The sequence below is a fragment of the Bradyrhizobium sp. C-145 genome (genome assembly GCF_023375135.1).
Taxonomy (GTDB): domain Bacteria; phylum Pseudomonadota; class Alphaproteobacteria; order Rhizobiales; family Xanthobacteraceae; genus Bradyrhizobium; species Bradyrhizobium zhanjiangense.
The window spans coordinates 4,572,520-4,596,340 of sequence record NZ_CP088150.1; the positions used below are offsets into that span (position 1 = coordinate 4,572,520).

Here is a 23,821-nt window from a genome sequence, read left to right on the forward strand (position 1 = left end):
ACGCAGGGTTCGATCGAAGGGTCGCATGGCCAAGAAGGAGAATTCGAGCTCGCAAGCAGGCGCGTTTCAAAGTCGGACCAGTGGATTAGCGGCTCGACCTTCCGGATAAAACTAACGAGACTCAATTCACACTCCCAAACTCTGCTGACGCAGAGCAGGCGTGATTGCAGTCGAAATCAGTTCAGTGAAATCACCAACGCTCGTTCAAGAAAATCCGCGAGCGTTTCAACCGACAAGCAATTGCCCTCTTTTATTCGCTCGTCGGCCTCACCGTGAAAAGACTCCGAACGCCTAACTCCTGCCCGCTTCGTGTCCGGCCCTGCATTCCGCACACAAAATTCTTCTTGGTATGTCTCTTCGAAATTAACCCTTGCCCGCAATTAAGAGGCAACGATTGGTCAAGCTAATTGAACTGCAATCTGCCGCAGATTTCGGCGGGCGTCTATAGCCGCGCGACAAACTTCCGCTTAATCATTAAGTCAGAGAGTTATCAGTCTCGTTTCTGAGCGGCGGCGCATTAGGACTCTCCTCCCCTCCGTGGATCTACGGGGTTCTTTGGCGCAAGAGCCCAGCGCGACGAAGGGCCCCGCGGAATCTTGCGGGCCATCAGTGATCCTGCAGCGCGCCCTCGCCTTGCGTGTCAGCAACGAGCTGGTCAGAAACCAGAACCACGATCATTTATCCCATTCGTTCGAACAGCTCATCGAGCGGCTACGCGCGGGCGCCAAGGCGCAAGGCAAGGTCGCCAAGAGTGATCGAGATGACAATGTCAAAGAGGCCGTCAAGAATGCTCGGCATCGCGGTTCACTTGGTCTTACGCCGGATGGACGAAGTGCGGCTCCCTTTTCGCCGGCAAGATGCTCGACGCTTCGCCAGGCGCGAGACGTGGCGAGGCTCAAGGCCGACCTGGAGCGTCTGATCGCAGAGGACAGGCTGACCGAGATCCCTGGCGTCGGCGACGCCATCGCCGACATCGTCACCAAGCTTCACCGCACCGGCACACATCCAAGTCTGGAGAAACTGCGTAAGGGATTCCGCCAGCGTCCCGGAGGCTCTTCAGGGTGCCGGGCCTGCGGCCGGAGAAGGTGCTACGCGCCTGCGCGAAGCACGACGTCGCCGTGGAGATCAACGCCCATCCTGGAGGCTCGACCTGGACTGGGCGCTGGCACCAGGCGGCGCTCCCCTTCGGTTGGATCATGAGCATCAATCCGGATGCCGATTCGATTCCCGAGCTCGATCACATGCATTGGGGCGTCGAGATGGCCCGGAAGGGCGGGTGCCGCCCGACCGGGTGCTCAATGCCATGACATTCGCGCAACTCATCCAGCATGTGAAGCGCCGGCGACGCTCGATGGCCCGGGCGGCATGACGTCAGATTCCACGGCTCAGGGGGCCGGCCCGATGCATGCGGCCGAATCGATAGTCGCCGAAGCCTCGAACTCACCTACAGGTTCTCCAAACCGACGAGAGATAGCATCTTCCTGGTGGAAGACCACGGGGTCGAAGGCGACGCCCACGCCGGCCGGTACGTCCGGCATCGATATCTCGCCAAGCGAAAGCCTCGACTTACGAACTTTCGCCAAGTCCATCTGATGCCGGCCGAGCTGCTCCGTGATCTGCGGGCAGCGGGCTACGACGTGCAATCCGGGGATTGGGGAGAACATTAGGAAGCCGCTGATCGCGTGGGACGACCCGGCGGCACCCGCCTGATAGCCAACTCTTGATTTTGGCTGCGTTCGAAGAGGGCTGGCGCGCACGGACAACCGCGACCGGACAATCGGCGAACATCACTTTATGACCGCGAAGTGAGCGGTTGAACACCTCAGGATTATCAGTGCAGTGTCTGCTCCAACGGCGCCCAGCCAGCACCCCGCATGCCTTCGCGGACAGCGCGCATGATCAACGCATACGTTTCCGCCTCCGTCATCATCTCCACCTCGCTGTTGGCGAGAATACGAAAGCCGGCGCGCGGTTCGCCCTCAAGCCACATCGGCGACATCTTCTTCTTTGTCATCACTCTTCACTCCCTTGCTCTCGATGCCGGCAGCAGCGACACGTGCGGCGGTCCAGGCCGGATCCGCAATTTCTTCGAGGGCCACGCGAACAGCAGCGTCCACAATTTCGTAGCATTCGGCTTGCGGACGCATCGCCAGCAAAAAGGCCGTCTCGCCAGGCAGGTTGAGGAGACGGTTGCGCATGCCGACGAGAGTTTCCTCCAGACAACGGCAGACGGATTCAAGCTCCACAAGTTGGCCTGCCTCGAAAGCATCCCGGCGCTCCTCGCGGCGACGTTTCGCGGCCACAAGGCGCGTGCGCTCCTCAGTTAGATTATTGCCCGCCGCGCCTCCCCGACCGGCCGCGACCGAACGCAGGTGCGCCAAAACCTCGCGACGCACTTGGTCGAGATCGTACTTGCCGGATGGCTGACGCGTGATCACGCCTTCGGCAAGATATTGATCGAACTGCGACCGCGAGCAACAAATGTGAGCTGCCGCTTCGGCGATTGTCGCCATTTTCCTTCTGACTCCTCATTTTGTACTATACGGTACAAATATGCTGCGCGCAAGTGCGACCCGCATGTGCCCCGGTCTGGGAAGGACCCAAATGCTTTGGATCCCCCACCGGCTACAGGGAGTTCATTTCATTTTGCTCTTCAGGAATCGCTCTGAAACAATAAGGTCCCGCACCGCTGCGCGGCCTTTGGCAACGAACTCGCGCCCCGATGCCAACTGTCGCTCATTGAACTTGCGACGCTTTGCTTCCGGCCAACGCACGAACCCGGGAGGAAGATACGGCCACTCAGGCGGGCCCAACACTTCGCTAACATTCGCCTCGCTGACAACTCCCAGGAGATGACGCCGAAAACTTATTGTCCGTCCCCAGACGGCCTCCTCGCGCTCGTTGCGGCCATCTAATGGATCGTAGCGATTGGGCTCCAAGCGATAGCTCTGGCGCAGCGAACTCTTGTCCAGGATCAATACGCCGGCTGAACGCCGCTCTTTCTTCTCGCCCCTGAGGCAGGCGAAATAGGCGGCCAGCTCTGCGGAGCGGGTGAAGAAAACAGCGAACTCTGCGAGATTGGGCGGAACGAGTTTGCCCGCTCGCATCACTTCCGGAAGGGCGCGAGTGCCGTGGTATACGACATCGCGTCCGCGCCCGATGCTCTTGGCGATGCGAGCCATCACGCGTTCACGGTCGGTGAGCTCATCAAGCTCACGATACATTGCCGGCCGATTCCGTTCCTTGCTCACTTCCTGAAGAACAAGTTCCACTGTCGCAATCTGATCGGCCAGAAATTTTCGTTCAGAACTGCCCGACGCGGAGCGGAGTTTCGCCTCAAGTTCGGCACGAGCCTTGATCAGTTGCTCGTGGATAACTGCAGGACCTTTAAGTTCGTGAATGTTCATGGCGGTTTCAAATAGCTCTGTGTGCCAATTGCGAAACAAATCGCGGGTTTGCCTGATTCCGAATCTGAGGATGCCCGACGCGCCAGCCGCGCTTGTTGTCGCCCGGGAAAGGGGGAATGTGGGGAATGTCAAAGCCAGCGCCTCGTAGATCTTCTCGAAAACCTGGGAGAGAGGTCGCTCCGAAATTCGCGCATTCCCGTTCGACGAGGCTGTAAACTTTCCCCTCTTTCCCCTCTTTCCCCTTTGCAGCGGCATCTCTCGTCATTTCGGATCCGAAAAAGGATCGTCGTCACCATCGCCGAACTTTGCAGGCGACGGACGCTCGCCAGCCGTCCCACGGATCTCGATCCGGTACAGATTCTGCTGATGACCAGGGACGCGGCGCAGGAACGCGACGCGGTCTTCGATCCACGTTGGGCGGCCGGTCAAATGCTTCTGGAAGAGCTTGCCGATACCCCGCGCGGTCGCCTTCTCAACCGCTTTCTGCGCCAACTCCGCCAATCCGTCCGCAAGCTCAGCGGCATCCTCGTCGGTAGCGAGGTTGTAGTCCGAGAGCAGCGATGCCACTGACCTCGCGGTGAACTGCTCCTCACCGAACCGCGTCCAAAGCGCGGTCAGGACACGCGACGTCGTGCTCGCTTCTTCGTCCTGGGCCTCGCCGGCCAGGAGGAGCTTGCCGCAATCGAAGTCAATGCCGACCAAAGCTGCCGCATATTCAACCGGCCATCCGGCCAAGTTCCACCAGCTCTTGAAGCGCGTTTTCGCCTGTTGATCACTCGGCCGATTCTGAATGCCGACAACCAGAATCAGATAGAGCGCCCGAAGGACACGCGCGCGGTTCGCCTGCGTCCAGCCCACCGGATCGCAGTGCTTGAAATCACGATTCTCCGGATCGGGCCGATCGACGTTCAACGACAGGATGAATGACCGGCTTGCCATGTCGCCACGAGGCGCGATCGAGTTGCCGGTGAAGACCTGGATGGTCGACGCCGGCACGGTCTCGAACAGGGAAACGCCCAGCACGCGATCTGAGATCTCGGGCGCAGTGAGCGCGGCCTCGATATGGGGACAGCTGATCGTGGATCCACGACTGATGTTATCCCAGATCAACACACCGACAGCTTGACGCAGATACGAGAACAACGCTTTTTTTCGCTCCTCCGCGTTATCCGACCAGGCCGCCGCCGCAGCAGGTCGGCCAAGAATTGCCGCGACGATCATCTGAATCAACGTCGTCTTGCCGCCACCGCGCTGGGCCGCCGTGACGAAGAATGCCGGCCGCTCGGCGAGCAGCGCGCGCTGCAACAGGGTGATCGCGAGAACGATGACGACGCATTTGCCGGCATCATCGAGAGCCACATCAATGAGCCATTCACGCATCAGAAATTCCAGCGCCGCGCGAGCCTCGTCGTCCGTCGGCTTGCCGGCAGGCAGGCACGCACGCAGGGCGGGATCGATGCGATGCACAACACCGAGAGCCCGATCCAGGCCGTTTCCGTCGATCACTCGTCCGGTTGCAGTCACGAGCGGCGCCTGATTGATCCCGCGGACAACGGGCATCTCGCTGTCTGCATAGTCAAACAACGCTTTGATGAACGGCAATGGCGTTGCCGCAAAATAGAAAGATCCATCTTTGCGGACCTTCTTCCAGCGGAGATGCTTCTCGATCAGCATCTGCAGGCTGCTCGCCGTCAACTCGATGATCACCGGCTGGGTCGGCGCCTTCATCAGCTCATCGGGGCGAGCAGTCGCGTTTGCCGAACCGGACGTCAAAAGATGGAGAGCCCATGGCTCCTTTTCGTCGATTCGAACGGGAACACCATTTGCGTTGCGCATCGGGGGTTCGGGGCTGTCGTCTTTTGCGAGAACAGCGTCGATGAAGGTGACTGTCGGCAGCAATTCCTCATTGGCGTACGGAAGCGGACGAACAATACGGGCATCGGTCGTCGCTTCCGCAGCAACTTTTCGTGCCTGGATCTTTCGCTCAGCGAGTTCGTTCTTCATTCGCGCCTTGACTGTGCGCACGCTCACGCCGGCGGCCTTTGCCACCGATGCAGCAAAGTCGTCGAGCTCGTTCAGCTCAAGCTTGGCTTGAGCGAGGATCGCCATCGCGTGATCCACCATGCCGGCGGCGGGTCCGGCGATGACGATCGCCTTTGCTGATGCCAGATCGTAACGCAGGTAATAGAACGAACGACCATGCGCAAATGAATGGATCACGAGATCGCCCTCGCGTCCTCGCATGACCATGGCTTTGCCACGGCCGTACGACACGCCCTCCAGCGGATCGGCAAGCGTTTCATTCACGTAGCGCTCCGGCGCCGCCAGGACGGCGCCGACGGTGACGCTACCAAGGCGATCGAATTCCAAATCAATGTCGGGATAGAGCACGCCCTGGTGCCGCGCTTTAATCAAACGCAACGCGGTAGCGATCGGCTTGCCTGATCGAGCTGAGACGGCCTTGGCGAGATCTTGATCGTGCTTATTCGCGACCTCGGCGGCAGCTTTGGTCAAGGCTCGCTTGCTGTCAGCCTTGGCCATGTCGATCCGGTGCCGGTCGTACTCGGTCGGCGGCGGCACGACGCGGCTGGAGTCAATCGCTTGGCCGTCAAAGACGCGAGGCTCTCGCTTCGGAGCGTTCTGGATGAGCGGCGGGACGATCAAGGGAGCACCCTCAAAGCACAAGCGCTCGCCAAAGCCCACCATGCGATCCACGATGCTCCGCTCGAGCAAGGTGCCCGCACGGCTGATCATGTGCCAGCCGAATCCATTCAACCAGCACCGATCGTGCAGATCGTTCAGGAAGCGCTCGATATCGCCGCCGTCAGCGACGAGCAAGTAGTGATGTTCACCGTCCGAGCCGAGGATCAGGTTACCGGTATCGCCACGAGACAATCCAGCGCTCGTGCTGGAGCGGCTGACGCGGGCGGCGCCCCCGAGACCAGGAGCGATCTTGAGCAGACACTCCCACATGCCGCCGCAGGACTCGATCTTGGCCTTGACTTCCGGAGGCATGCCCTTGGAATCGAAATCAATCAGGAGCCAGGACGGCACGCCCGACCGATAGTCGATGAAATCGCGGGTCCGGGCAATGCAACCAGGGCTCTCCGTGATGCGCTCTTTCGTGACGATGTGAACCGGAGCGGCGATGTCTTTCGCGATCGAGCCGAGCGCGATCGCTTGATTGGAACGACAAGCGACGATGATGCGGGCAAGCATAGCCGCGGTGGCGGCGAATGCGCGCGCAGCTATGCCCTTGCTCATCCAGCATTTCGAGCCGTCGCTGTTCAGCGAGCCGTCGTCGTTCAACGACAGCCGCTTCGACATCAGCGACGGCTCGTCCAGTTTTGTGATTAAGGTCAGTTGCGCGCCTGCCAGGTCGGCCTGACCGGCGACGTCGACATCGCTTTGGGCGATGTCTTCGTCAGCTGACTGCGAAACGATGTCAGTAGTGCTCATTGTCGCGCCGCGGCTACTTGTGCAAACGCGCGTCGATTTCGCGTTCACGGATCGCAGCGAGCTTCTCCTGGTGAAGCGCGCGATCTTCGGCAACGCGCAGCTCGACAGCACGCTCCAGCTCATTCGCGGCATTGCGCATCGCACGGATGAGATCCGTGAAAAACGCCAGCGACCAGCTGTCGATTGGCGCACAGATCAGCGCCATACGCGTGATGCGCTCGATGTCGCGGAAGGCATTTTGCATGAAGCGATGCAACGTGATCGGCGGCTTCGGCTTGCGGCCGGGAGGGACGACAGTGAAACCCATGGATGGAGACTCCGCTCTTGCGGGGTCGCGACAGCCATGGCATTATCATCGTGCAGCCGAGACTTGAGCCAAGACTGGGATGCGACCCCAGTTTTGAAAAACCCCGCCGCACTATTGCGGTGGGGTTTTTTCATTCTGAGGCTAAGTCGCGCCAAAGGACACGAAATGCGGCTGACAGTTTTCCGTCCGCTGACTATCGCGGGTTGGCATTAGCCAACCTTCTGGAAGTCGTCGCAATTGCGACGGGGGTAAGCCGAAACCGCTGCTCGACGCCAAGCCAGTCGAATAGCGCTTCAACCAGCTGCGCGAGCTGTGAACGCGGCAGTGGCTTGCTACTTGAAATAGTCCCCCGTTCGATAAGTAGCCGCACAAACGGTTCCACCGCCAGTTTCGTCACAACTCGCTTGTGGTAGTTATCACCGGTAGTCTTGAGCCAATGATCGATATCCAAACGGCGCTCCGTCAATACGGCGACCACATTGTCCCGCTTGTCGCTGTGCTCCTCCATCAGCATGTGCAGCGTCATCTCATCCGCGTGCGGGTTGCGCCGAGCCCATCCCGCCTTTTCGATTTCGCCAGTAAAGAATTCTGGTCCGATTTTGTTTGAAAGGCTCAGCACCTTGGTGATCGCCGCACAATATTGTTTCACGCGCTTGCGAGCCGGCGGGCTCCCTGCCGCCAGCTGGAGCGAATAATGGCGTTTGATTTCCTCAAGATTTTGCGTCGTTGCGAATCGATCAAAGTGGTCCACCGCTGAACCGCCGATGCCCATCAGCTCCAGCAGCTTCTCGAGCTGCTGCTGACGACGTCCTGCCTTGCTCGGGGACGGCCTGTGCTTGGTCATTCGGGCTGGCCGATTGGAACGCAAGTCTGCAGCACGAAAATGCTCCGCCGGTTTTCGTTGGCAGCAAATGCGCCATTCTATACGCAGAACAAGCTCGCGCCTCGCTTTTGCTAAGAGACTTCCCAGCCAAACCGGGAATATTGTTAACAGCGTTGCTCGCCCGGAAGGGATCGCTGGCCCACGAAACCTTCGGCGCGGCAGGTACAGCGGGTGCGACACCGCTGGAATCACCTTGAGATTGCGATGATAGTAACCGATCAACGCGAAGCCGAAACCGAGGACGTAGCACCGGCTAAACCTCGTCCTCGCCGCATGCTCAACGAAAAGCAGGTTTTGGAGATTATCCCGGTCGGTCGCACCACCCTGTACCGCATGGAGAAATCCGGCCGCTTCCCCAAAGCGACCTACATCAGCCCGAACCGGCGCGTCTGGTTTGAGGACGAGATCATTGGTAAGCGCTTAGCCGGAACCCTTGCTTCGGGATCGGAATAGCTGTGCGAAGAAGCCTCCGGGTTGGACGGAGGTTTGAGATGGGATTGGACAGCAAAAAGGACGTCCATTTAGACGGCCCAGGGTCGCTGAGCCGGTTGGAAGTTCTGGAAGGACCGTCGGGGCGGCGCGTGCGCTCGGAAGCTGAGAGAGCTCGGATCGTCGCCGAGAGTCTGTTGCCCGGTGCCCAGGTGGCCGAGGTGGCGCGCAAGCACGGAGCGACGCGCTGGCAGATCTACGATTGGCGACGGCGCTTTCGACAGCGAGGCCTGCTGCCGGCGTGCGAAGCGTCCCAGCCGACATTCGCGCCGCTGGTGGTGGGAGGTGCGTTGGAAGAGCGTCAGGCTCCGGCCATCAAGCTTGAGATCGCGATTGGTGATATCGTGCTGCGGACGGATACGGCCATTGATGCCGAGCAGCTGTCCCGGGTGATCCGCGTGCTGCGAGCATCACGATGATTGCGGCCGGTGCTGATCTGAAGATTTACGTTGCAACGCGGCCGATCGACTTCCGCTGTGGCCACGATGGGCTTGCGGTGAAGGTGCAGGAGATGCTTCGTCTTGACCCGTTCAGCGGCGCAGCCTTCGTGTTCCGATCGAAACGAGCGGACCGAATCAAGATTTTGGTGTGGGACCGAACGGGCCTGGTGTTGGTTCACAAGCGCCTCGAAGGTTGCAAGTTCGTTTGGCCAACGATCGCGGACGGCGTGATGCGGATGTCGCCGGCGATGTTCGCGGCCTTGTTCGAGGGGCTGGATTGGAGGTTGGTCCGCCCGGAAGAAGCGCGGCGGCCGCAGGTCGCTGGATAACTGCGGCAGAATGACTCGGCCGCTATTTTGAGCGTGGCACGTGTGGCGCCGATGTGCTCGAAATAGCACATGAGCATCGCGGCGCTGCGCGACGAAAACGAACGCCTCAAGGCGCTTTTGGCGCAAACGCAGGCGGCCTTGAGCGAGCATCAGGGGGCGCTGGCGGCGTCGGAGGAAGCGCGGCGTCGGCTAGAGATCATTCTCGGCGAATTGCGCCGCGAGAAGTTCGGCTCGAAGTCCGAGAAGCTGCGGCCAGATCAGTATCACTTACCGCTGGAAGACGTGGAGATCGCGCAAGGCATCTTGGACGCGGCGCAGGAGAGAGCCGAGGCTGTGATCAACGGCCGATCGCGGAACGTGCCGGATCAAGGTCCTCATCGCAATCGCGGCTGCTTGCCTGCCCATTTGCCGCAGGTGGAACGGATCATCGAGCCCGCAAGCACGCTCTGTCCGTGCGGTTGCGGCGCCATGGCGAAGATCGGCGAGGACGTCAGCAAACGCCTGGACGTGATCCCGGCGCAATGGAGGGTGTTGGTCACGCGCCGCCCGAAATATATCTGTCGCCGCTGCTCGGGCCCCGTCGTGCAGGCGCACGCACCGGAGCACGTCGTGCCCGGCGGGCTGCCGACCGAAGCGGCCATCGCGCACGTGATCGTCTCCAAATTTGGCGACCACACGCCATTTTACCGTCAGGCCGAGATCTATGCGCGCCAGGGGATCCGGCTTGATCGGGCGACACTGGGCAACTGGTCTGGCCGCGCCTGCTTCCATCTTCAGCCCATCGCGGACCACATGCGCCACCACCTGGCTATGGCGGATCGGCTGTTCATGGATGAGACCAGGGCGCCGGTACTCGATCCGGGGCGCGGCCAAACGAAGAAAGGCTACTTCTGGGCGATCGCCTCAGACGACCGCGGCCACAGCGGGCCAAGTCCGCCGATCGTGCTGTTCCGATATGCCCCTGGTCGCAGCGGTGCCTTTGCTGAGCAGTTCCTCGACGGTTTTGGCGGACGCTACCTGCAATGCGATGCCTATGACGGTTATGACCGGCTGACCGAGGTCGTTCGACCGCAAGGGCCGTGGACGCTCGTGCATTGCTGGAGCCATTTGCGCCGGCGCTTCGTCAAATTGGTGCGCAACAGCAAGTCTCCGATCGCCGAGGCCGCCGTTCGACACATCGCGCAGCTTTACGCCATCGAAGCCATGGTGCGCGGCTCGTCGCCGGACGTCCGGTTGGCCACGCGCAAGGAGCACTCGCTGCCCCTCATCGCGGCTTTAAAACCGTGGTTTGAGAAGCAGCTTTCTATGATCTCCAGCGGCTCAACGCTCGCCGAGGACATCCGCTATGCGCTCAATCACTGGCAGGGGCTGACCCGCTTCCTCGAAGACGGGCGTCTCGAACTCGACACCAACCCGGTCGAGAACGCCATCCGGCCGGTCTGCCTAACCAGAAAAAATGCGCTCTTCGCGGGCCATGAAATCGGGGCCGAAAACTGGGCCATGCTGGCGTCGATCGTCGCCACCTGCAAGCTCAACAGCGTCAACCCGGTTGCCTACATCGCTGAAACACTCGAGGCGATCATCGACGGCCATCCCCACAGCAGGATCGATGACCTCATGCCGTGGCGATTCCGCAAAACGTCAAGCCAGCTTCAATAGGGTCATGGCTAAGCGCTTACGATCATTGCTTGGCAGAACGCGGTTGATGAATTCGATCCGCATCGGGCGCGCGGCAAAGGACGTCGGGCGCGTACGGGTTGATTGGCCGGACACGGAGAACCGGGGGCTTCTGTACTTCTGTTGTGGCGGCTTCCGATGCCCGGCAGTGTGCCAGCAAGCCGCCGGGCGGACGGGACCAGAGCGAACGGTGCTCCTAAGCTACCGCTCTGGTCCGTCAGGGCGGGCTTTGCTGGCATTGAGCCTCACCCGCTCAAACAGAACTTGATCGGCGCGGACGATCCGGGTCGCGCGTCTCAATTCTTGGGTTTTACGCCAAACTCTTTCCACAAGCCCAGCATGAGGAGCGAATGTACAATCAAATTGGCAGGATGCCAGTAGAACTGGCCCGCCTCCATCAAGCCATGAGCGATCTGGTTGCGCAGGTTCATTCCGCGCGGATCGGCATATAGCGCCTGAAGGTGTAATGTAACATCGGGACCGAGAGCTTCGGCGACTTTTTCGTTGTACAGAATTTCACCCATTCCGATTGCGACACTCGCTTCAGAAACCACCGGGTGGGCCTTTGTGATCGGCACGCCAAGATCGTCCGCCACTTTACGCAGCGCGTACTCAACCTGCGGAACGAGCACATGCGCGGCCTTCACATGATCCTCCCGCTCCCAAGCGCGGAGACCTTCCAGGAGCAGGCCCATGTCATCGAACAAGCCGTGCCGGTTGGCCCAACCGGCGAAATGCTCCGGCGCCACCTCGTGTCTTTCGAACAACCGTCGAAAGGCTTGAGCGAGCCATAGCCTGGCAAACTGGAATGCAAAATTAGTCTGATGCATTAGGCGGCCGAACGGGTCATCTTCCACTGAGCCGATCTTGGCCGCAACGTGGTTGTCGGCCATGATTGTTGCCGGGATATGAGCCATGAGTGGCGCTTCCTTAAGCATCTGTCGTACTTGCTGCTCAAGCTCGGCGCGGCTCAGCAAGAACTCTCGTGCAATGCGCACAAAGGTCGTGGCTAGGTCGTCGACCACAATTAGGTCGAGAAACTTCTCCATATCGTCACGTGGTATCTCGATCTTTCGCTCGAAGGACTGAAGGTTCTCGCCCGCTGCACCGATTTTCTGCTGCATCATTATGCGGGTGCGGTCATGGTCCTCCTTTAGTCCAGCCTTGCGGTACTGGTCGGTGGCCGTTTGCAACAGCGCTGCCGCGAGCATGGGATCTGCGTTGCTTGCAAAATGCTCGAACGACGCGCCGACCGCCTTACGGAGGCGCTTGATGTCGTCGACTTCGCCGAAGCGGCCGTAATACCGGATCAGACGTTCGGCGGCATCTTGGGCTTCGTGGGGGTTGAACTGCGCAGGATCATTGGTGTTAGAACCTGTAGTAACGATGCTCTCCAAGTCGGAGACTAGCTCGGCGCGCTCTACATCAGTGACGTCTGCCTTTTTGTCTTCGAGCAGCCGGTCGACTGTGTACCACCACAAACCACCTTTGTTTTGCATCAGCGATCGATGCACGCCCATCAGTGCAGCTCGCGCTCGATCGGTGCGATCCTTATCCCTGATCAAGACCGCTAGGTCGAGCGCCCGGATTGCAAACCGCACATGCTCGTGGTCCTCGGCCATGCGCTGGATCGCATCAAGGTAGGCATCGATGGCGATCCGGGCGTCGTCGACATCGCGCCGACGCTTTCCGATGAGACCGCTCATCTCCCAAGCGAGATCGGCATAACGTGCCCTCAGGAAGGGATGCTTGAGCGATCTTGCCCGAGCAGCCCAATGGTCGATGGTGGCAGGAGGGGTTCCCGAGATGTCGGGGAAGTAAAGCGTTTTTCCGTCACCGTCGGTGCTTGATCCCATCGGCCCGAAGTAACTGTTCCATGGATTTTCGTGCCCGCCCGCTGACAGCGCAAACGCCAGAACCTCCGCCCATGCTCCGGCAGCCTCGGCCTCGGTGGGATCGATCAACGCCATGCGCGCCGCGTTCAACTCGCCGCTGATGGCGAATTCGCCGAACGGCTCTTCCTTAGCGTCGTAACGCTTGATGAGTTCTTCCATCGAGGCAGGCACAATTAGTTCAGGCATCTATTGTTCGCTGAGGTGTGTGTGCCGCTGCTTCGGTATTCCGGGCGGAGACTTATGTCAGGGCGGGAAGCTCTACGTGTACAGCGCCGGTGTGTGCGCGCAACCGATGTGCAGTCTGAAGCATCTGCTCGTAAAGGCGTTCGGCCCGGTCTACAGCATCCTTCAATTCCTTGATGGTCTCGGAATTAATCACCTTGATAGTGGTTCTTACGGGGTCGGCTCCTGCCCTTGTTTCTTGTTCCGAAGCTAAAACAAAACCCTCGTACATTGCTGAGCCCTCCTGCCGTACAAACCGCGCATGGCCATAGTAATTGCGAAGCTTGCTGATGCCCTTCATGTGCCCCGCGCACTCTTCGATTTTCGCGAGCAAGCCCGGTTCCAGATGATTGAGCCGGGCCGCCGCTAGGACCATGTCGATACGTGAGCGAGTGCTTCGATGAGATTGCCAAATGGCCTCGCAATGACGTTGGCCCTCTCTCTCGGTGAGGCATTCGAGGACAACATAAAAGAAGAATTCGAGGGAGGCGGCACTAGTGATTAACGCTCCCGTCGCGAGCAGCATCTCGTCTTCTTGGCTAAGTCCCTTCGGCCAAGTGAAAGCCATTTGCACCCCCATCTAGTTCATGCTGCAATCTTGTCTTCCTTGTCGGCCCCGCGCATCACGACCCGGAGCGCTTCGTCCGGCAATGGCCGCTGCAGCGCCTTCGCCTCGTCCCACGGCGCGCGCATCCACACATCGCGCTCCTCGTCGGTCGTCAGGATTACTGGCATGGCCTTCGGGTGGATCGGCTCGACCACCGCGTTCGGCGCTGTGGTCAGAAAGCCGTAGACCTGATGTGGCCCCGGCACCGGCTTGGACCTCGTGCCGCGATCACCGTTGAACGTCGTCCAGATGCCAGCGAAGGCGAACAGTGGCCGGTCCTCGTTGAGCGCGAACCAGACAACGTCCTTTTTCTTTGTCTCCGGGTTCGGCTCCGGCGCGTACTCGGCGAAGCTGTTGGCCGGGACCAAGCACCGGCTCTCCGGCTTGAGCCAGCCGCGCCAGTGCGGCGACGATGTGTTGCGGATGTTGGTGACCGGCGGTCCGCCTGTGCGTGGCGGCGGCGGCATGCCCCAGCGCATCAGCGCCATCTCGGTGCCCGCGTCGGTGTTGCGGATTACTGGCGCCGGGTAGTCAGGAAACACGCCCGACATCGGCGCGAGGTTGCCTACGTAGCGGTTGATCACGCGAAACAGGTTGATGATCGCGGCTTGGTTGGTGGTGATGCTGTACAGGTTGCACATCGGCGACGGCTACGACCAGAATAGTGCGAAGTAGATCACGTACAGCCAGCCCAGAATGCCGTGAATGATCGCCCAGAGGATCGACTTGTTGGTGGTGTAGCTGATGGCGATAGCGAGCGCGCTGCCAAAGCCTATGCCGTATTTCGTGCCCTCTGATCGCACCACGTAGTAGCGGCTCCCGTTCATCGTCGCTCCCCCATGATCATTTCACCTCTCACCCCGGCCACCACGTTGATGGCGGATCGCTCGCCGAAATCTTGGTGCGCCGAAGGGCCACCAAATGGCTGCGCTTGTACGGATAGCCGCGCACCTGCGAGCAGTCTTTGCACCGCATGTAGCGCTCCAGCTCATGAACTGGCGTTGACTTCGGTCGCCGCACGATGTCGAGCGCGACGGTCTGATTTGTGTCACAGCCGAGGCACCGGACTTCCAGATAGCCGTAACCCGCATTGAGGGCATCGCCCAGCGTCGGCGACGGCTGCGCCGGTCCTTTGAAGGCGAGCATGCGCTTATTCCACGCCTCGCAGGCGAGCCGGTCGGCTTGCTTGCGCGCCTCCGTCGCGCGCTCAGCCGCCGCCCGGACTGACCCGCCGTAAATGGTCTCGCGTGACTTGGTGCCCATGGCGAGAAAATGCACGGCAGCACGCCGGGCAGGCAAGCCGCTAGGGATAGCGGTGGACAACGCGCCGGGCACAACGGGGACGACGCAACCCGCGCCGGTCGCGGGTGAAGCACCCGGACACTCCAAGCCCGCGAAAGTGGCGGGGACAATGAAATTTTCGGGAAAACATGAATAGACTGCGCTCGGGGTGCATGGCTGCCTTCAGGCTCCAACAAATCACAGGAGCAAGCCGTGCAGCCCTTCATCGTCTATCAGACGACACCCGATCATAATTTTCCGAAACCGATTTTCACTGTCTACGCCCGGTCACTCGAAGCGGCCCGCGCGGTCGTCGCGGCCATGGTCGCGGGAAAGACCATCGTTCTCCCCATCTCGCGCGACGGAGCAGGCCGATGATCCCCGATACCAAGAGCGGCCTTCCCGCGATGGCCTGCGTCTCAGCGATGCAGAAATGCATCCGCCGGGGCATGGAGCGTGAAGCAATGGAATTCGCCGTCGAACTCATGCACACCTCCAAAGCCTTCCACACGATGGTCTGCAACAGGCTCGAAGTAATCTGCCATGAAGACCTCGACACACTGGCAGCGCCGCACGTCTTCCCGTTCGTCGCAGCATCGCTCGCGGCATCAAGGGACCGCTACAGCAAGAGCATCGGCGAAGCCCGGCTGATGATCGGCAATGCCATCCGCATGATGTGCCGGTCACCGAAGTCCCGTGCTGGCTGCCACTTCGCAGCCGCCATAGGCCTGCGGTCATCGCTGGAGGGCTACGCACCGACAATCCCCGACTCGGCCTACGATCAGCACACACTCACCGGGAAAAAGCTGGGGCGCGGTCTCGATCATTTCCGCAAGGAAGGGGCCAAGCTAGTCCCGCCGCCGACAGCCGCCGACCCTTACGAGGACGAAGCTTACCGGCTGTGGGCGATCAAGCAGCGGAGCAGGCCGTAAACGTCCGGTCCGGCCTAAGAGCCGACGTAGAACACAAGTCGCGTTTTGACCGACAGCGGACTTCGTCGCCGATCAGGGGCCAAAGACGGCGGAGACCCCCACCAAAGTGCGCCATGCGGGGGTGGCTTGCACACCGTTGTAGTTGTTGACGACCGGAATGCCGACAAGCACGTAGCTCGACCAGTTATCCATGGTCAGCCGAAGACCCGGCGAAACGAAGATCGTGTTGCCGCCCGAATTGGGATCGCTGATCCCGGCAATTCGTTGCTTGTCATGCCATTCGCCGTTGATCTCGAGTAATGCGTCGAGCGCAACGTGACCGTGCGGCGCGGTCACCGTTGAAGCCTTCGTGATCACCCTCGAGTGGTCATGACCAGCATGCGCATAAGCGTTCCGTGTATCGTGCGTATGCGGCTCGCTCGCGGTCTCGCCGAAGACCCGGTAGGAAAGCGCGGCATTATAAAGGAAGCGGTTGCCGAGGTTGGTGTTTTGCGTTCCGGTGCCATTAGCAATCGCCAGCACGTTGGCATGGAAGCTCAACGCGGGATTTAAGCGCTGGCTCAACGCTGCGCCGAAAAGCCAATCCCAAGAGCCCGATCCGGGCTGAAATTCGGCCTCGAAGATTTCACCGAACCGATCAACCAAGTCGGTCGTACCCGTCGGAGCCTTGACACCAAATAGCACTGCCGCCTGCGTTCCGCTGACCTGATTGTTCACGAAGCGATATTGACCAAGTACGGTGACATCGCCGAAACCCGATGTATTGCCACGGTCACGCACTGTGGCGGGAGCAGCCGGGTCTTCCTGCACGGCTTCGAGGATGCCGGTGCGGCGCACCCATGGCAGGCGCACCGACACCGTGAGATCGTTGGTGATGCCATAGGCAAGCGCAACACCGTAGCTCTCGACTGTTTGCAGGCCATGGACGCCGTTGCCGACGTTCGCGAGCAGCGTCGGTTCGCTCAGTTGCTTGAGCCGGAGATAATCGATGAAAGCGGAAAACGCGAACTGCCCCTCGTCGAGGGTGCCAGCGCCTATCGTCAGGATGCCGCCTGCACCACCGATACCGCCGATGCCGGGATGATGCGCCGAGGCGGCACTCACGCCGATGGCCGTCGATGCGACCAGAGCAACAATGAATGATAGTCGGTTGATCATTGTTCGCCCCCCTCACGTCACGCACGGCATCCATTATACGTTCATTTCGTCACTTCCGGTATTGGCCGAGACTTTTCGGTCCGGCCAAATGTCCGGTTTGCGCCAAAACTGCACTGGCGGTCGGAAGGGCTCGGACTTCGACAATGTCGGACGACACGCCACAACACGCACCGCCTTTGTGTGCGAGATGGTACAAAATTTACAGCGAAATGAGAAATTGCAAATATCCTCATACGGCGCGGTCGCGCGGTCCCCGCGCGCGCGGCACCCTCCGAAGGACCCTGACTACCTTGCGAGGGAGCGCCATCCTTCTACGGTCGCCCCTGATGGGGCAAACATCCTGCTTGTGCGCTCCATCGCGTCATCGCCATCGAGCGCCAACAGACCGCTGGCTCCCACGTCGGCCATTGGGAACCATTTTTTGCCATGCGTCAGCTTGGTCTCGACGTTCGTGAACAAACCCGTGCTAACATCTGAGTTCGGCTGGTCGCTGCTTTGGATCGGTCGGGACTTTTGGGGGAGCGCAAGTGAATTTGGGAGCGGTCCGGACGTGCACGCGCTGCGGCGAGACGAAGGCAGCAACGAGAGAGTTCTTTGGATCAGCCCCGTCCGGCAAAACTTTGAAAGGATATTGCCGGGCCTGTATGAACAAGGCTTCGAGAGAGCGCGATAAGCACAATCCAGAAGGCCGCAAAACTCGAGATGCGAAGCGAGCACACGCCGGGAATGGCGCTCGACGAAGCTTTCCGTTGGAGATCAAGCAAAAATTGTGGAAACGACAAAACGGCCTGTGCCTTTGTTGTTTTGAGCAAATAGAGCGCCCGGAAGAGGGAGAGGTCGATCATATGAGGCCGCTAGCGAAGGGAGGGCTCGATCATCGATCAAATTTTCTGTTGGCCCATGCAAAATGCAACAGGGAGAAGCACAACAAGACACTCCCTGAGCACTGGGAGTGGCGAGTGAAAGTCGGATTGGACCGGGAAAATCTCGGCCACAAGCACGGCCTATTGTCTCTCTGGAACGACGACTGAAATTCCCGCGCTGCTAGCCGGTGCGCAGACGACAGCCACGCCAGCGTCGCGAGCGCCAACGACACCTCAGCTTGGCGGAGACCATGTTCCGCCCCTTGATGACACGCGCTGGAGCTCCCCAACCTGATACTCAAGCGTTCTTGTCTGACGTTCGAGATAGGCTACCCGCGAAGCGAGTTCTTGAAACCGTTTTTCCTCTCTGATCTTGCGAGCATCTCGATCCTCTATCCACCAGTAGTAAAAGACCGCAGCCCAACAGGCGACCACCAGCCACTGGAAGTTTTTGCTGTCGCTAAAGACGACGCTGTAGACGGAAACGAGCGAGAGGCAGACATAGCCGATGACCCTTAATGCCTTCATTGATCGTGCCCCTCTCGTCACCAGTCGTTGAGTTCGAGGATCAAATCAGCATCCGGACCGTGATCGGGGTCTCTGCGGGTGAGCGCATTCAGTTGATCGTTCATTCCGGCAAGCCGTGTCTGGATTGTCTTCAATCGCATTTCGAGTTCGCCAGTCATCCACAGGACAAGCGCAATATCAGCCCGTCCGTCCGCCCCAGATCGAGAACCCACGGCGCTGACATCGCACCGAATGCCATGATCGCCATTCCGGCGCGCCGCCATGATCGCATCCGACGATACTTCTTCAGCGCGCCCTTAAGCTCGAACTCCATATCGCCCTCCCCAAACTCGGTCGCAGACGAGCGTAGACCTGTTTGGCGGAGAGATGCCGGTTGTTTCCCGGTTTCCACAGTCTCGGCAGCAGGGCGGCAAGCGACGGGAAGGCGTCAGAGCCCGCAGGAAGCCCGCACGGCGCGCCAGAGCGACAGGGCCACAGGACACCGAACAGGGCCGCGCCAGCGCATAGGCAAGGCCGCAGGAAAGGCCGTAGAGCGCGGCCGGGGACGGGCTAAGGGGACCGGGACCGGGCCGCGTCAGCGCACCCATGTGAAACTAGGGCCTATTAGGGCCCAGCAGGTTCGGACGGGCTTTTCGCCCGTCCGGCAGAAGCAGCAATATGTCTTTATCTTCAGGCACTTCCGGCGATTTCAACGGACCGAAAATATCGCTGGCGGAAAGGACCACACGGTTTTGCCGTACGCGCGGTTCGTTGGCACCACAGGGTTCGACGGCGTTGTGCACGTTGCCATCGAAATGCTGGCACGACGAACCTGACAGCGCCGTCCGTCCGCGCGAAGCCTTAAGGGCTCACGGAGAGCAATCCGCCCTGCCCTTAGCTCTCGCGCCCGACGCTGCCGCGTCCACCGCAAGCCCGGCTCTGCGATCATCACGACACATGATCGCCCCTCAAGGGTGAGCCGGGATGAGCGACACATACGACAAATCCGAATTTCGGTAAAGTGGAATATTTTCGCGAACGAGGATTGACAGAGAGCGACACAGCAAAATCCTGCAGCCCCGATGGCGCCACGACGTCGAACGTAGCGGCGCTCAGGCCGACATCGCTCGCTTGCGCCCGAACGGATCGAGCAGGCGGACGATCTCGCAGGCGGCGACGAGACCGGCGAGCCAGGCGGCGCTGGTCAGCCCAAGGCGCATCACGATGGCTGCGGTGAAGGCGCCCTCTCCCCCCAGGAACGGCGTCGCGGCGAGCAGCGCGAGCTCATAGGCCGCATAGGCGGCGACGAGCGTGACGGCCAGCGCCAGCGGCGTGCGGCCCTGCGGCAGCATGCGCAGCACCGCAGACGAAACGGTGGTCGCCAGCAGCGCGGCCGCGCCGATCGCAAAACCCCAGGCGATGGTGCTGCCGTCGATGGGATAGTGCAGCGCGCCGAAGCCGATGGTCTGGTTGACGAGCCAGGCGCCAGTGACGACGAGCAGCGCCGGGCGCAGCGGCAGCATCGCGGCCGCGACGACGGCAAAGGCCGCGAACGGTGTTGCACAGGCGAGCGCGAAGCTTGCGAGCGCGCATGACGCCGTCAGCAGCGCAAAGCAGAACATCGGCGCAAGACGCGGCGCGACCGGGTGAAGCCGCAGACGGTCGGCGTGAGACGGCTGGATGCTGAGAGCCATAAGTGATCTCCTTCTATTCGAATTCTAGTGCATTTGGGGACGTGTGACAGCCCTATCGACGTCAGAACGTGGCGCCGGCTTTGAGCAGATAGCTGCGGCCGGGCAGCGGATAGGCGCTGAAGCGACCGTCGGTAAAGGTGCTTGCGACTGCATAGTCGTAGTAGAGCGCGTTCAGCAAATTGTTGACGCTGAGCGACCAGAAGTACCGCTCATATTGACCACTGAGCTTGAGGTCGATCGTGCCATTGGCAGGGATCGGCTTCTGCGTTCCGGCCTGGTCGTTGTCCATGCGACGCTCGCTCCAGAATCGCGCGGTGGCGTCGAGCACGACATAGTTCTGCCAGATGTTCCAGGTGACACCCGCACTCGCGGTGTAGCGCGAGACCAGCGGCACGTCATTGCCCGCCCAGACGCCCCCTCGGAAGACAGCCCTCGTATAAGCCATGCCGGCGCGCAAGAGCAGCGCGTCGTTGACGCGATAGGAGACACTGGTCTCCGAGCCGTAACGACGGGTCGGATCGAGATTGGCGTTGTAGAACAGGATTGGATTGAAATGGATCTCGTTGGCGAGGTCCATCAGATAGAGACTGCTCTGCATCTGAAGACCGCCTCCCTTGATACGTAGCCCAGCCTCGACATCCTGCGAGGTCTGGGTCTTGAGCAGGAACGTTCGCGGCAGTGGATTGAAGAAGGGATCGAATGAGGGTCCTGACGACACCCGCTCGTCGACGTCAGGCGTGCGAAACGACCGCGCGGCGCGGCCGAACAGCGAGACAATGTCGTTGAGGCGATGCTCGGCACCGAGGTGCAGCGCATACTGGGTCTCGTCGCTCCTGAGCGGGTGCGCGCCGATGTCGGCGTTGAACGGAGCCGCCGGATCAAAATTGTCACGTGCCGACAGACTGATGGTCTGCACCCGCGCGCCATAGGAAACGTCGGTCGTGGGCGTCACACCCAATGTGTGCTGAAAATAGCCCGCAACGGTCTGCTGCCTGAGGTCGTAATTGTGCCAGGCGGCGAGACCCTGGCCGGCGCCGCGGTTCTGCTGAAAGCTCGCATCGTAATAGTCGATGCCGGTCAAGAGCTGCGACGGCATTCCGAGCAGGAGGCTCTTCACGCTGAGCCGCGGCGTGATCGACCATGTCGTCAGATCGGCGTCGACATAGGTCGAGGTGAAGAAGGCGGGCGCCGGCGTCGGACTGGAGAAGAATGCACTCTGCTGCCTCTTGTCGCGCAGGCCGCCGTCGACGATGAGATCGACGCCGTTCACCAGGGTTTTTGTGAAGCCCGCTGTCGCGCCAAAACCTTGCTGGTTGGCATAGTTGAAGGGCGTGCTGGTCCCCTTCCGGTTGGTCGCGAGCTCGTCGAGACCGATCGAGGGATCGACGGTGCGGCCGCCCGGCAGTCGCAGCTCCTGATTGTCGCCGGTCACGGACAGGAAAGCAGTCAACCCCGGCGTCGTGTAGTTCAGATTGCCGACGCCGTTCTCCTGGGAATAACGATTGTTGTCACGATAGCCATCGGTCTTGACGGTGTTGCCGTAAAACGAGGTCGACCACGGACCGGAATTGAGCCACGTCGAGACGTTGGCGAGCCTGGTGTTGAACGAGCCGAAGCCGACCTCGATGCCCGCGGCCATGGGTGGTCCGCCGACGCCGTTCTTGGTGACGATGTTGATGACGCCGCCGACCGCGTTGTCCCCATAGAGCACCGCACCGGAATTGCCGCGCGTGATCTCGATGCGCTCGATCGAATTGAGCGGGATGGTGGCAAGGTCCACCTGCGCCATGTCGATGTCGTTCAGCCGCCGTCCGTTGACCAGCACCAGCGTGTTGGTCGTTGCGAACGCGCCGAAGCCGCGCAGGTCGACACCGGTCTTGGCGCCGATCGGACCGCCATAGAACGTCGTGATCTGGGCGCCCGGTACTTGCGTCGAGATGATCTCGGCAAGCGTCTGCGACGGCGAATGGGCGACGTCCGCGGCGGTGATGACGGTCGTGGCGGCGTCGACGATGCCTCCATTGTTGCTGGCCGCCTCACCGCCAAAGCCGGCCGAGCCGGTCCCTGTCGGCGCGCCGTTCGGCGTCGCACGGCGTCTCCCCATGTCGCCATCGCTGCTCGCCCTGGCACGCGTGCGGTTCTGATCGTCGGCCCTGGTCACTTCGACCGGCGGCAACTGCTCGGCGGCAGTCTGGGCGCGGACGCCCCTCATATTGAGGACAAGAACGGGAATGATGAAGCTGGACGCCAGCCAGGCCGTGCGACGGCACCGGATTGCGGCGGAAACGGAAGACATGCGAACAAAACCTCGGCAGGACGTCAGTGGCACGTCACAGCGAACGAGGTTTCACGACGAAGCGATCAATCGCTCCGGTGAAGCTAATGTCTGTACTCCCCGACCGACATCTTCGCGTGTGACCACGGCTGACGGCAGGTCTCCTGGCTCGCGGGTCGTTACCTCTCCGTCGCCTTCCCAGGACCGAGATTCCCAGTGGCATAGGACGAGAGATTCGCCGCTTACAGTTGCGGGGGCAGCCATGGCATTGAGAAGATCCCGGCGTTGGGAAAATCTCGCACCACGTTCCCTTTTGATCTCCGTGAGGAGAACCGTCGCGGATCTTTTACGAGTCGTGCAGCCCGGGAGTCAATCGACTGGTTGCATCTGGCAGCGACCACTCGCCGCTGCCGGTGCGTCCCGCAAGCAGAGGCCCGGCAGCTACGTCCGCCCTCGCGGGCGCTGGGCCTGCGCCCAAGCGATGGCGACGTCGCGTGGCGGAACATCGATGCGCTTGATCGGCGTCAGTTCGCCGGAGGCAGAGACAATCGCGGTCTCCTCGCGGCGGCAGCGCCGACACACGAAACGGACCTCACGCGGGAATGCCGACCAGCTTGAACGTTTGACGTTGGCAGCCATCGGCCAAGCGTCGCAATGCGAGCACGACACTAGGAACCGGCCGGGATCGAGCATACCCATTCAATCGGACTCCACGCGTCCTGCCCGCCTCCTTCAATGATTAATCCAAGTGAATCGTTCCGGTGCCTGGGCACCGCCGACAGCCTCCTGTCTTTTGGCGCGCCGGCGATTTTGGCCACAAGCATCAAGAACTCAGCGAGCCCCCTTGAGGGTGCAGGAGGTCGTGCAGGTGACCGTGGTGCCGTGATCGCATGACTTGCAGGCGCTGACGCACTGGTTCATGTCGCGAGGATTGTAGCTGTAGTTTCGCATCGGGCAGGTCGACGTCGAGCCGGTGATGTCCTGCTCCTGATCGCAGGCCGCCGTCATGAGCGCGAATATGATCACTGCAACGAGACGCATGGGATTGCCCGTCAAACATGGCAAGTGACACTCGCGAGGCGCTGCATTGCAACGAACCCCGGCCTTCCCACTACGAGCCATCGCCAATCAGCGACGCCCGCATGCGCCTGAGAATGCGCGCCAAATGTTAAGAACGGATTGCAGTCGGCCTCAAGCAGCAGCGCTGGTCGCGATCGCCTGCCGCATATCCACTGCCAGCTGGCGGTACTGCTCGGCGAGCTTCAGATAGAACTCGCGCTTGGTGCTGTCGGTGGCGAGCTTGGCAATCAGCTCGCACTCGGCGGAGAGCGTCTCGAACCGTTCGAGCCTGTCCTCAAGGTGTGTCATCGGCGTGTCCCCATCTGACGCCTCAGGG

The 23,821-nt window shown here is 60.8% G+C and carries 27 protein-coding genes and 1 riboswitch; of the genes, 7 read left to right on the top strand and 20 right to left on the bottom strand.

Annotated elements, in window-relative coordinates; all coding sequences use genetic code 11:
- The first annotated feature begins 1,061 nt into the window (after window positions 1–1,061).
- Window positions 1,062–1,307, top strand: a complete 246-nt coding sequence (locus LRP30_RS21295) for a hypothetical protein (RefSeq protein ID WP_346016234.1) — start codon at window positions 1,062–1,064, stop codon at window positions 1,305–1,307.
- 524 nt (window positions 1,308–1,831) lie between these two features.
- On the opposite strand, the gene LRP30_RS21300 is transcribed toward LRP30_RS21295, so the two are convergent.
- The 6 genes from LRP30_RS21300 to LRP30_RS21325 all read right to left on the bottom strand — a co-directional run bounded on the left by LRP30_RS21300 (window position 1,832) and on the right by LRP30_RS21325 (window position 8,017).
- Window positions 1,832–2,014, bottom strand: coding sequence for a hypothetical protein (locus tag LRP30_RS21300; RefSeq protein ID WP_249761577.1), 183 nt, complete (start codon window positions 2,012–2,014; stop codon window positions 1,832–1,834).
- Entirely contained in the window at window positions 1,980–2,513 is a 534-nt protein-coding gene (locus LRP30_RS21305) for a hypothetical protein (RefSeq protein ID WP_249761578.1), read from the bottom strand. Before LRP30_RS21305 ends, LRP30_RS21300 begins: the two co-directional genes overlap by 35 nt.
- A 123-nt stretch (window positions 2,514–2,636) precedes the next feature.
- A complete protein-coding gene (locus tag LRP30_RS21310) occupies window positions 2,637–3,407 on the bottom strand; it encodes a hypothetical protein (protein WP_128942699.1) in 771 nt (256 codons plus the stop codon).
- A 261-nt stretch (window positions 3,408–3,668) separates the two neighbouring features.
- Window positions 3,669–6,866 carry a hypothetical protein gene (locus tag LRP30_RS21315; protein WP_249761579.1) on the bottom strand — a complete coding sequence of 1,066 codons (3,198 nt, stop codon included), beginning with the start codon at window positions 6,864–6,866 and terminating at the stop codon, window positions 3,669–3,671.
- A 13-nt stretch (window positions 6,867–6,879) separates the two neighbouring features.
- Complete coding sequence (locus LRP30_RS21320) at window positions 6,880–7,173, bottom strand: hypothetical protein (RefSeq protein WP_128942701.1); 294 nt, start codon at window positions 7,171–7,173, stop codon at window positions 6,880–6,882.
- Window positions 7,174–7,366: 193 nt separating this feature from the next.
- Complete coding sequence (locus tag LRP30_RS21325; RefSeq protein ID WP_128942702.1) at window positions 7,367–8,017, bottom strand: hypothetical protein; 651 nt, start codon at window positions 8,015–8,017, stop codon at window positions 7,367–7,369.
- Window positions 8,018–8,260: 243 nt separating this feature from the next.
- Between LRP30_RS21325 and LRP30_RS21330 the strand changes: the two genes are divergently transcribed.
- The 4 genes from LRP30_RS21330 to LRP30_RS21345 all read left to right on the top strand — a co-directional run bounded on the left by LRP30_RS21330 (window position 8,261) and on the right by LRP30_RS21345 (window position 10,973).
- A complete protein-coding gene (locus LRP30_RS21330) occupies window positions 8,261–8,509 on the top strand; it encodes an AlpA family phage regulatory protein (RefSeq protein WP_249761580.1) in 249 nt (82 codons plus the stop codon).
- A gap of 38 nt (window positions 8,510–8,547) precedes the next feature.
- A complete protein-coding gene (locus LRP30_RS21335) occupies window positions 8,548–8,964 on the top strand; it encodes a transposase (RefSeq protein WP_249756787.1) in 417 nt (138 codons plus the stop codon).
- Between the two features lie 77 nt (window positions 8,965–9,041).
- Window positions 9,042–9,314, top strand: a complete 273-nt coding sequence (gene tnpB / locus LRP30_RS21340) for an IS66 family insertion sequence element accessory protein TnpB (protein ID WP_249756788.1) — start codon at window positions 9,042–9,044, stop codon at window positions 9,312–9,314.
- Window positions 9,315–9,383: 69 nt separating this feature from the next.
- On the top strand, window positions 9,384–10,973 hold the full coding sequence (locus LRP30_RS21345) for an IS66 family transposase (RefSeq protein ID WP_249756789.1): 1,590 nt from the start codon (window positions 9,384–9,386) through the stop codon (window positions 10,971–10,973).
- A 314-nt stretch (window positions 10,974–11,287) separates the two neighbouring features.
- Here LRP30_RS21345 and LRP30_RS21350 read toward each other — a convergent pair whose 3' ends face one another.
- Genes LRP30_RS21350 through LRP30_RS21370 form a run of 5 tightly spaced genes read right to left on the bottom strand, consistent with a single transcriptional unit; the run spans window position 11,288 to window position 14,978 of the window.
- The gene (locus LRP30_RS21350) at window positions 11,288–13,072 is read right to left on the bottom strand and encodes a DUF4209 domain-containing protein (RefSeq protein WP_128939261.1); all 1,785 of its coding nucleotides are present in this window, start codon (window positions 13,070–13,072) and stop codon (window positions 11,288–11,290) included.
- A gap of 52 nt (window positions 13,073–13,124) precedes the next feature.
- Window positions 13,125–13,634: a hypothetical protein gene (locus tag LRP30_RS21355; RefSeq protein ID WP_249761581.1), complete on the bottom strand. Its 510-nt coding sequence runs from the start codon at window positions 13,632–13,634 to the stop codon at window positions 13,125–13,127.
- Between the two features lie 59 nt (window positions 13,635–13,693).
- Window positions 13,694–14,356: an SOS response-associated peptidase gene (locus tag LRP30_RS21360; protein WP_249761582.1), complete on the bottom strand. Its 663-nt coding sequence runs from the start codon at window positions 14,354–14,356 to the stop codon at window positions 13,694–13,696.
- A 9-nt stretch (window positions 14,357–14,365) separates the two neighbouring features.
- Window positions 14,366–14,542: a hypothetical protein gene (locus LRP30_RS21365; protein ID WP_164934582.1), complete on the bottom strand. Its 177-nt coding sequence runs from the start codon at window positions 14,540–14,542 to the stop codon at window positions 14,366–14,368.
- Window positions 14,543–14,570: 28 nt separating this feature from the next.
- A complete protein-coding gene (locus LRP30_RS21370) occupies window positions 14,571–14,978 on the bottom strand; it encodes a hypothetical protein (RefSeq protein WP_128939501.1) in 408 nt (135 codons plus the stop codon).
- Window positions 14,979–15,209: 231 nt separating this feature from the next.
- Here LRP30_RS21370 and LRP30_RS21375 point away from each other — a divergent pair, with 231 nt between their 5' ends.
- The gene (locus LRP30_RS21375; RefSeq protein ID WP_164934583.1) at window positions 15,210–15,374 is read left to right on the top strand and encodes a hypothetical protein; all 165 of its coding nucleotides are present in this window, start codon (window positions 15,210–15,212) and stop codon (window positions 15,372–15,374) included.
- Between the two features lie 86 nt (window positions 15,375–15,460).
- Window positions 15,461–15,928 (top strand): hypothetical protein, encoded by a 468-nt coding sequence (locus LRP30_RS21380; protein ID WP_249761583.1) that lies wholly within the window; start codon window positions 15,461–15,463, stop codon window positions 15,926–15,928.
- Between the two features lie 72 nt (window positions 15,929–16,000).
- On the opposite strand, the gene LRP30_RS21385 is transcribed toward LRP30_RS21380, so the two are convergent.
- The 9 genes from LRP30_RS21385 to LRP30_RS21425 all read right to left on the bottom strand — a co-directional run bounded on the left by LRP30_RS21385 (window position 16,001) and on the right by LRP30_RS21425 (window position 23,793).
- Window positions 16,001–17,086, bottom strand: coding sequence for a transporter (locus tag LRP30_RS21385; protein WP_249761584.1), 1,086 nt, complete (start codon window positions 17,084–17,086; stop codon window positions 16,001–16,003).
- A gap of 599 nt (window positions 17,087–17,685) precedes the next feature.
- Window positions 17,686–17,931: a hypothetical protein gene (locus LRP30_RS21390; protein WP_249761585.1), complete on the bottom strand. Its 246-nt coding sequence runs from the start codon at window positions 17,929–17,931 to the stop codon at window positions 17,686–17,688.
- A gap of 252 nt (window positions 17,932–18,183) precedes the next feature.
- Window positions 18,184–18,477 (bottom strand): hypothetical protein, encoded by a 294-nt coding sequence (locus tag LRP30_RS21395; protein WP_249761586.1) that lies wholly within the window; start codon window positions 18,475–18,477, stop codon window positions 18,184–18,186.
- Window positions 18,478–18,494: 17 nt separating this feature from the next.
- Window positions 18,495–18,740, bottom strand: coding sequence for a hypothetical protein (locus tag LRP30_RS21400; protein ID WP_249761587.1), 246 nt, complete (start codon window positions 18,738–18,740; stop codon window positions 18,495–18,497).
- Between the two features lie 828 nt (window positions 18,741–19,568).
- Window positions 19,569–20,150 carry a hypothetical protein gene (locus tag LRP30_RS21405; RefSeq protein WP_249761588.1) on the bottom strand — a complete coding sequence of 194 codons (582 nt, stop codon included), beginning with the start codon at window positions 20,148–20,150 and terminating at the stop codon, window positions 19,569–19,571.
- A 61-nt stretch (window positions 20,151–20,211) separates the two neighbouring features.
- Window positions 20,212–22,446: a TonB-dependent receptor gene (locus LRP30_RS21410; protein ID WP_249761589.1), complete on the bottom strand. Its 2,235-nt coding sequence runs from the start codon at window positions 22,444–22,446 to the stop codon at window positions 20,212–20,214.
- Between the two features lie 115 nt (window positions 22,447–22,561).
- Window positions 22,562–22,777: riboswitch (cobalamin riboswitch) on the bottom strand.
- Between the two features lie 89 nt (window positions 22,778–22,866).
- Window positions 22,867–23,124 (bottom strand): hypothetical protein, encoded by a 258-nt coding sequence (locus LRP30_RS21415; RefSeq protein ID WP_128933557.1) that lies wholly within the window; start codon window positions 23,122–23,124, stop codon window positions 22,867–22,869.
- 132 nt (window positions 23,125–23,256) lie between these two features.
- Entirely contained in the window at window positions 23,257–23,466 is a 210-nt protein-coding gene (locus LRP30_RS21420) for a hypothetical protein (protein ID WP_091885589.1), read from the bottom strand.
- A 150-nt stretch (window positions 23,467–23,616) separates the two neighbouring features.
- Entirely contained in the window at window positions 23,617–23,793 is a 177-nt protein-coding gene (locus LRP30_RS21425; protein WP_164934897.1) for a hypothetical protein, read from the bottom strand.
- Window positions 23,794–23,821 lie beyond the last annotated feature (28 nt).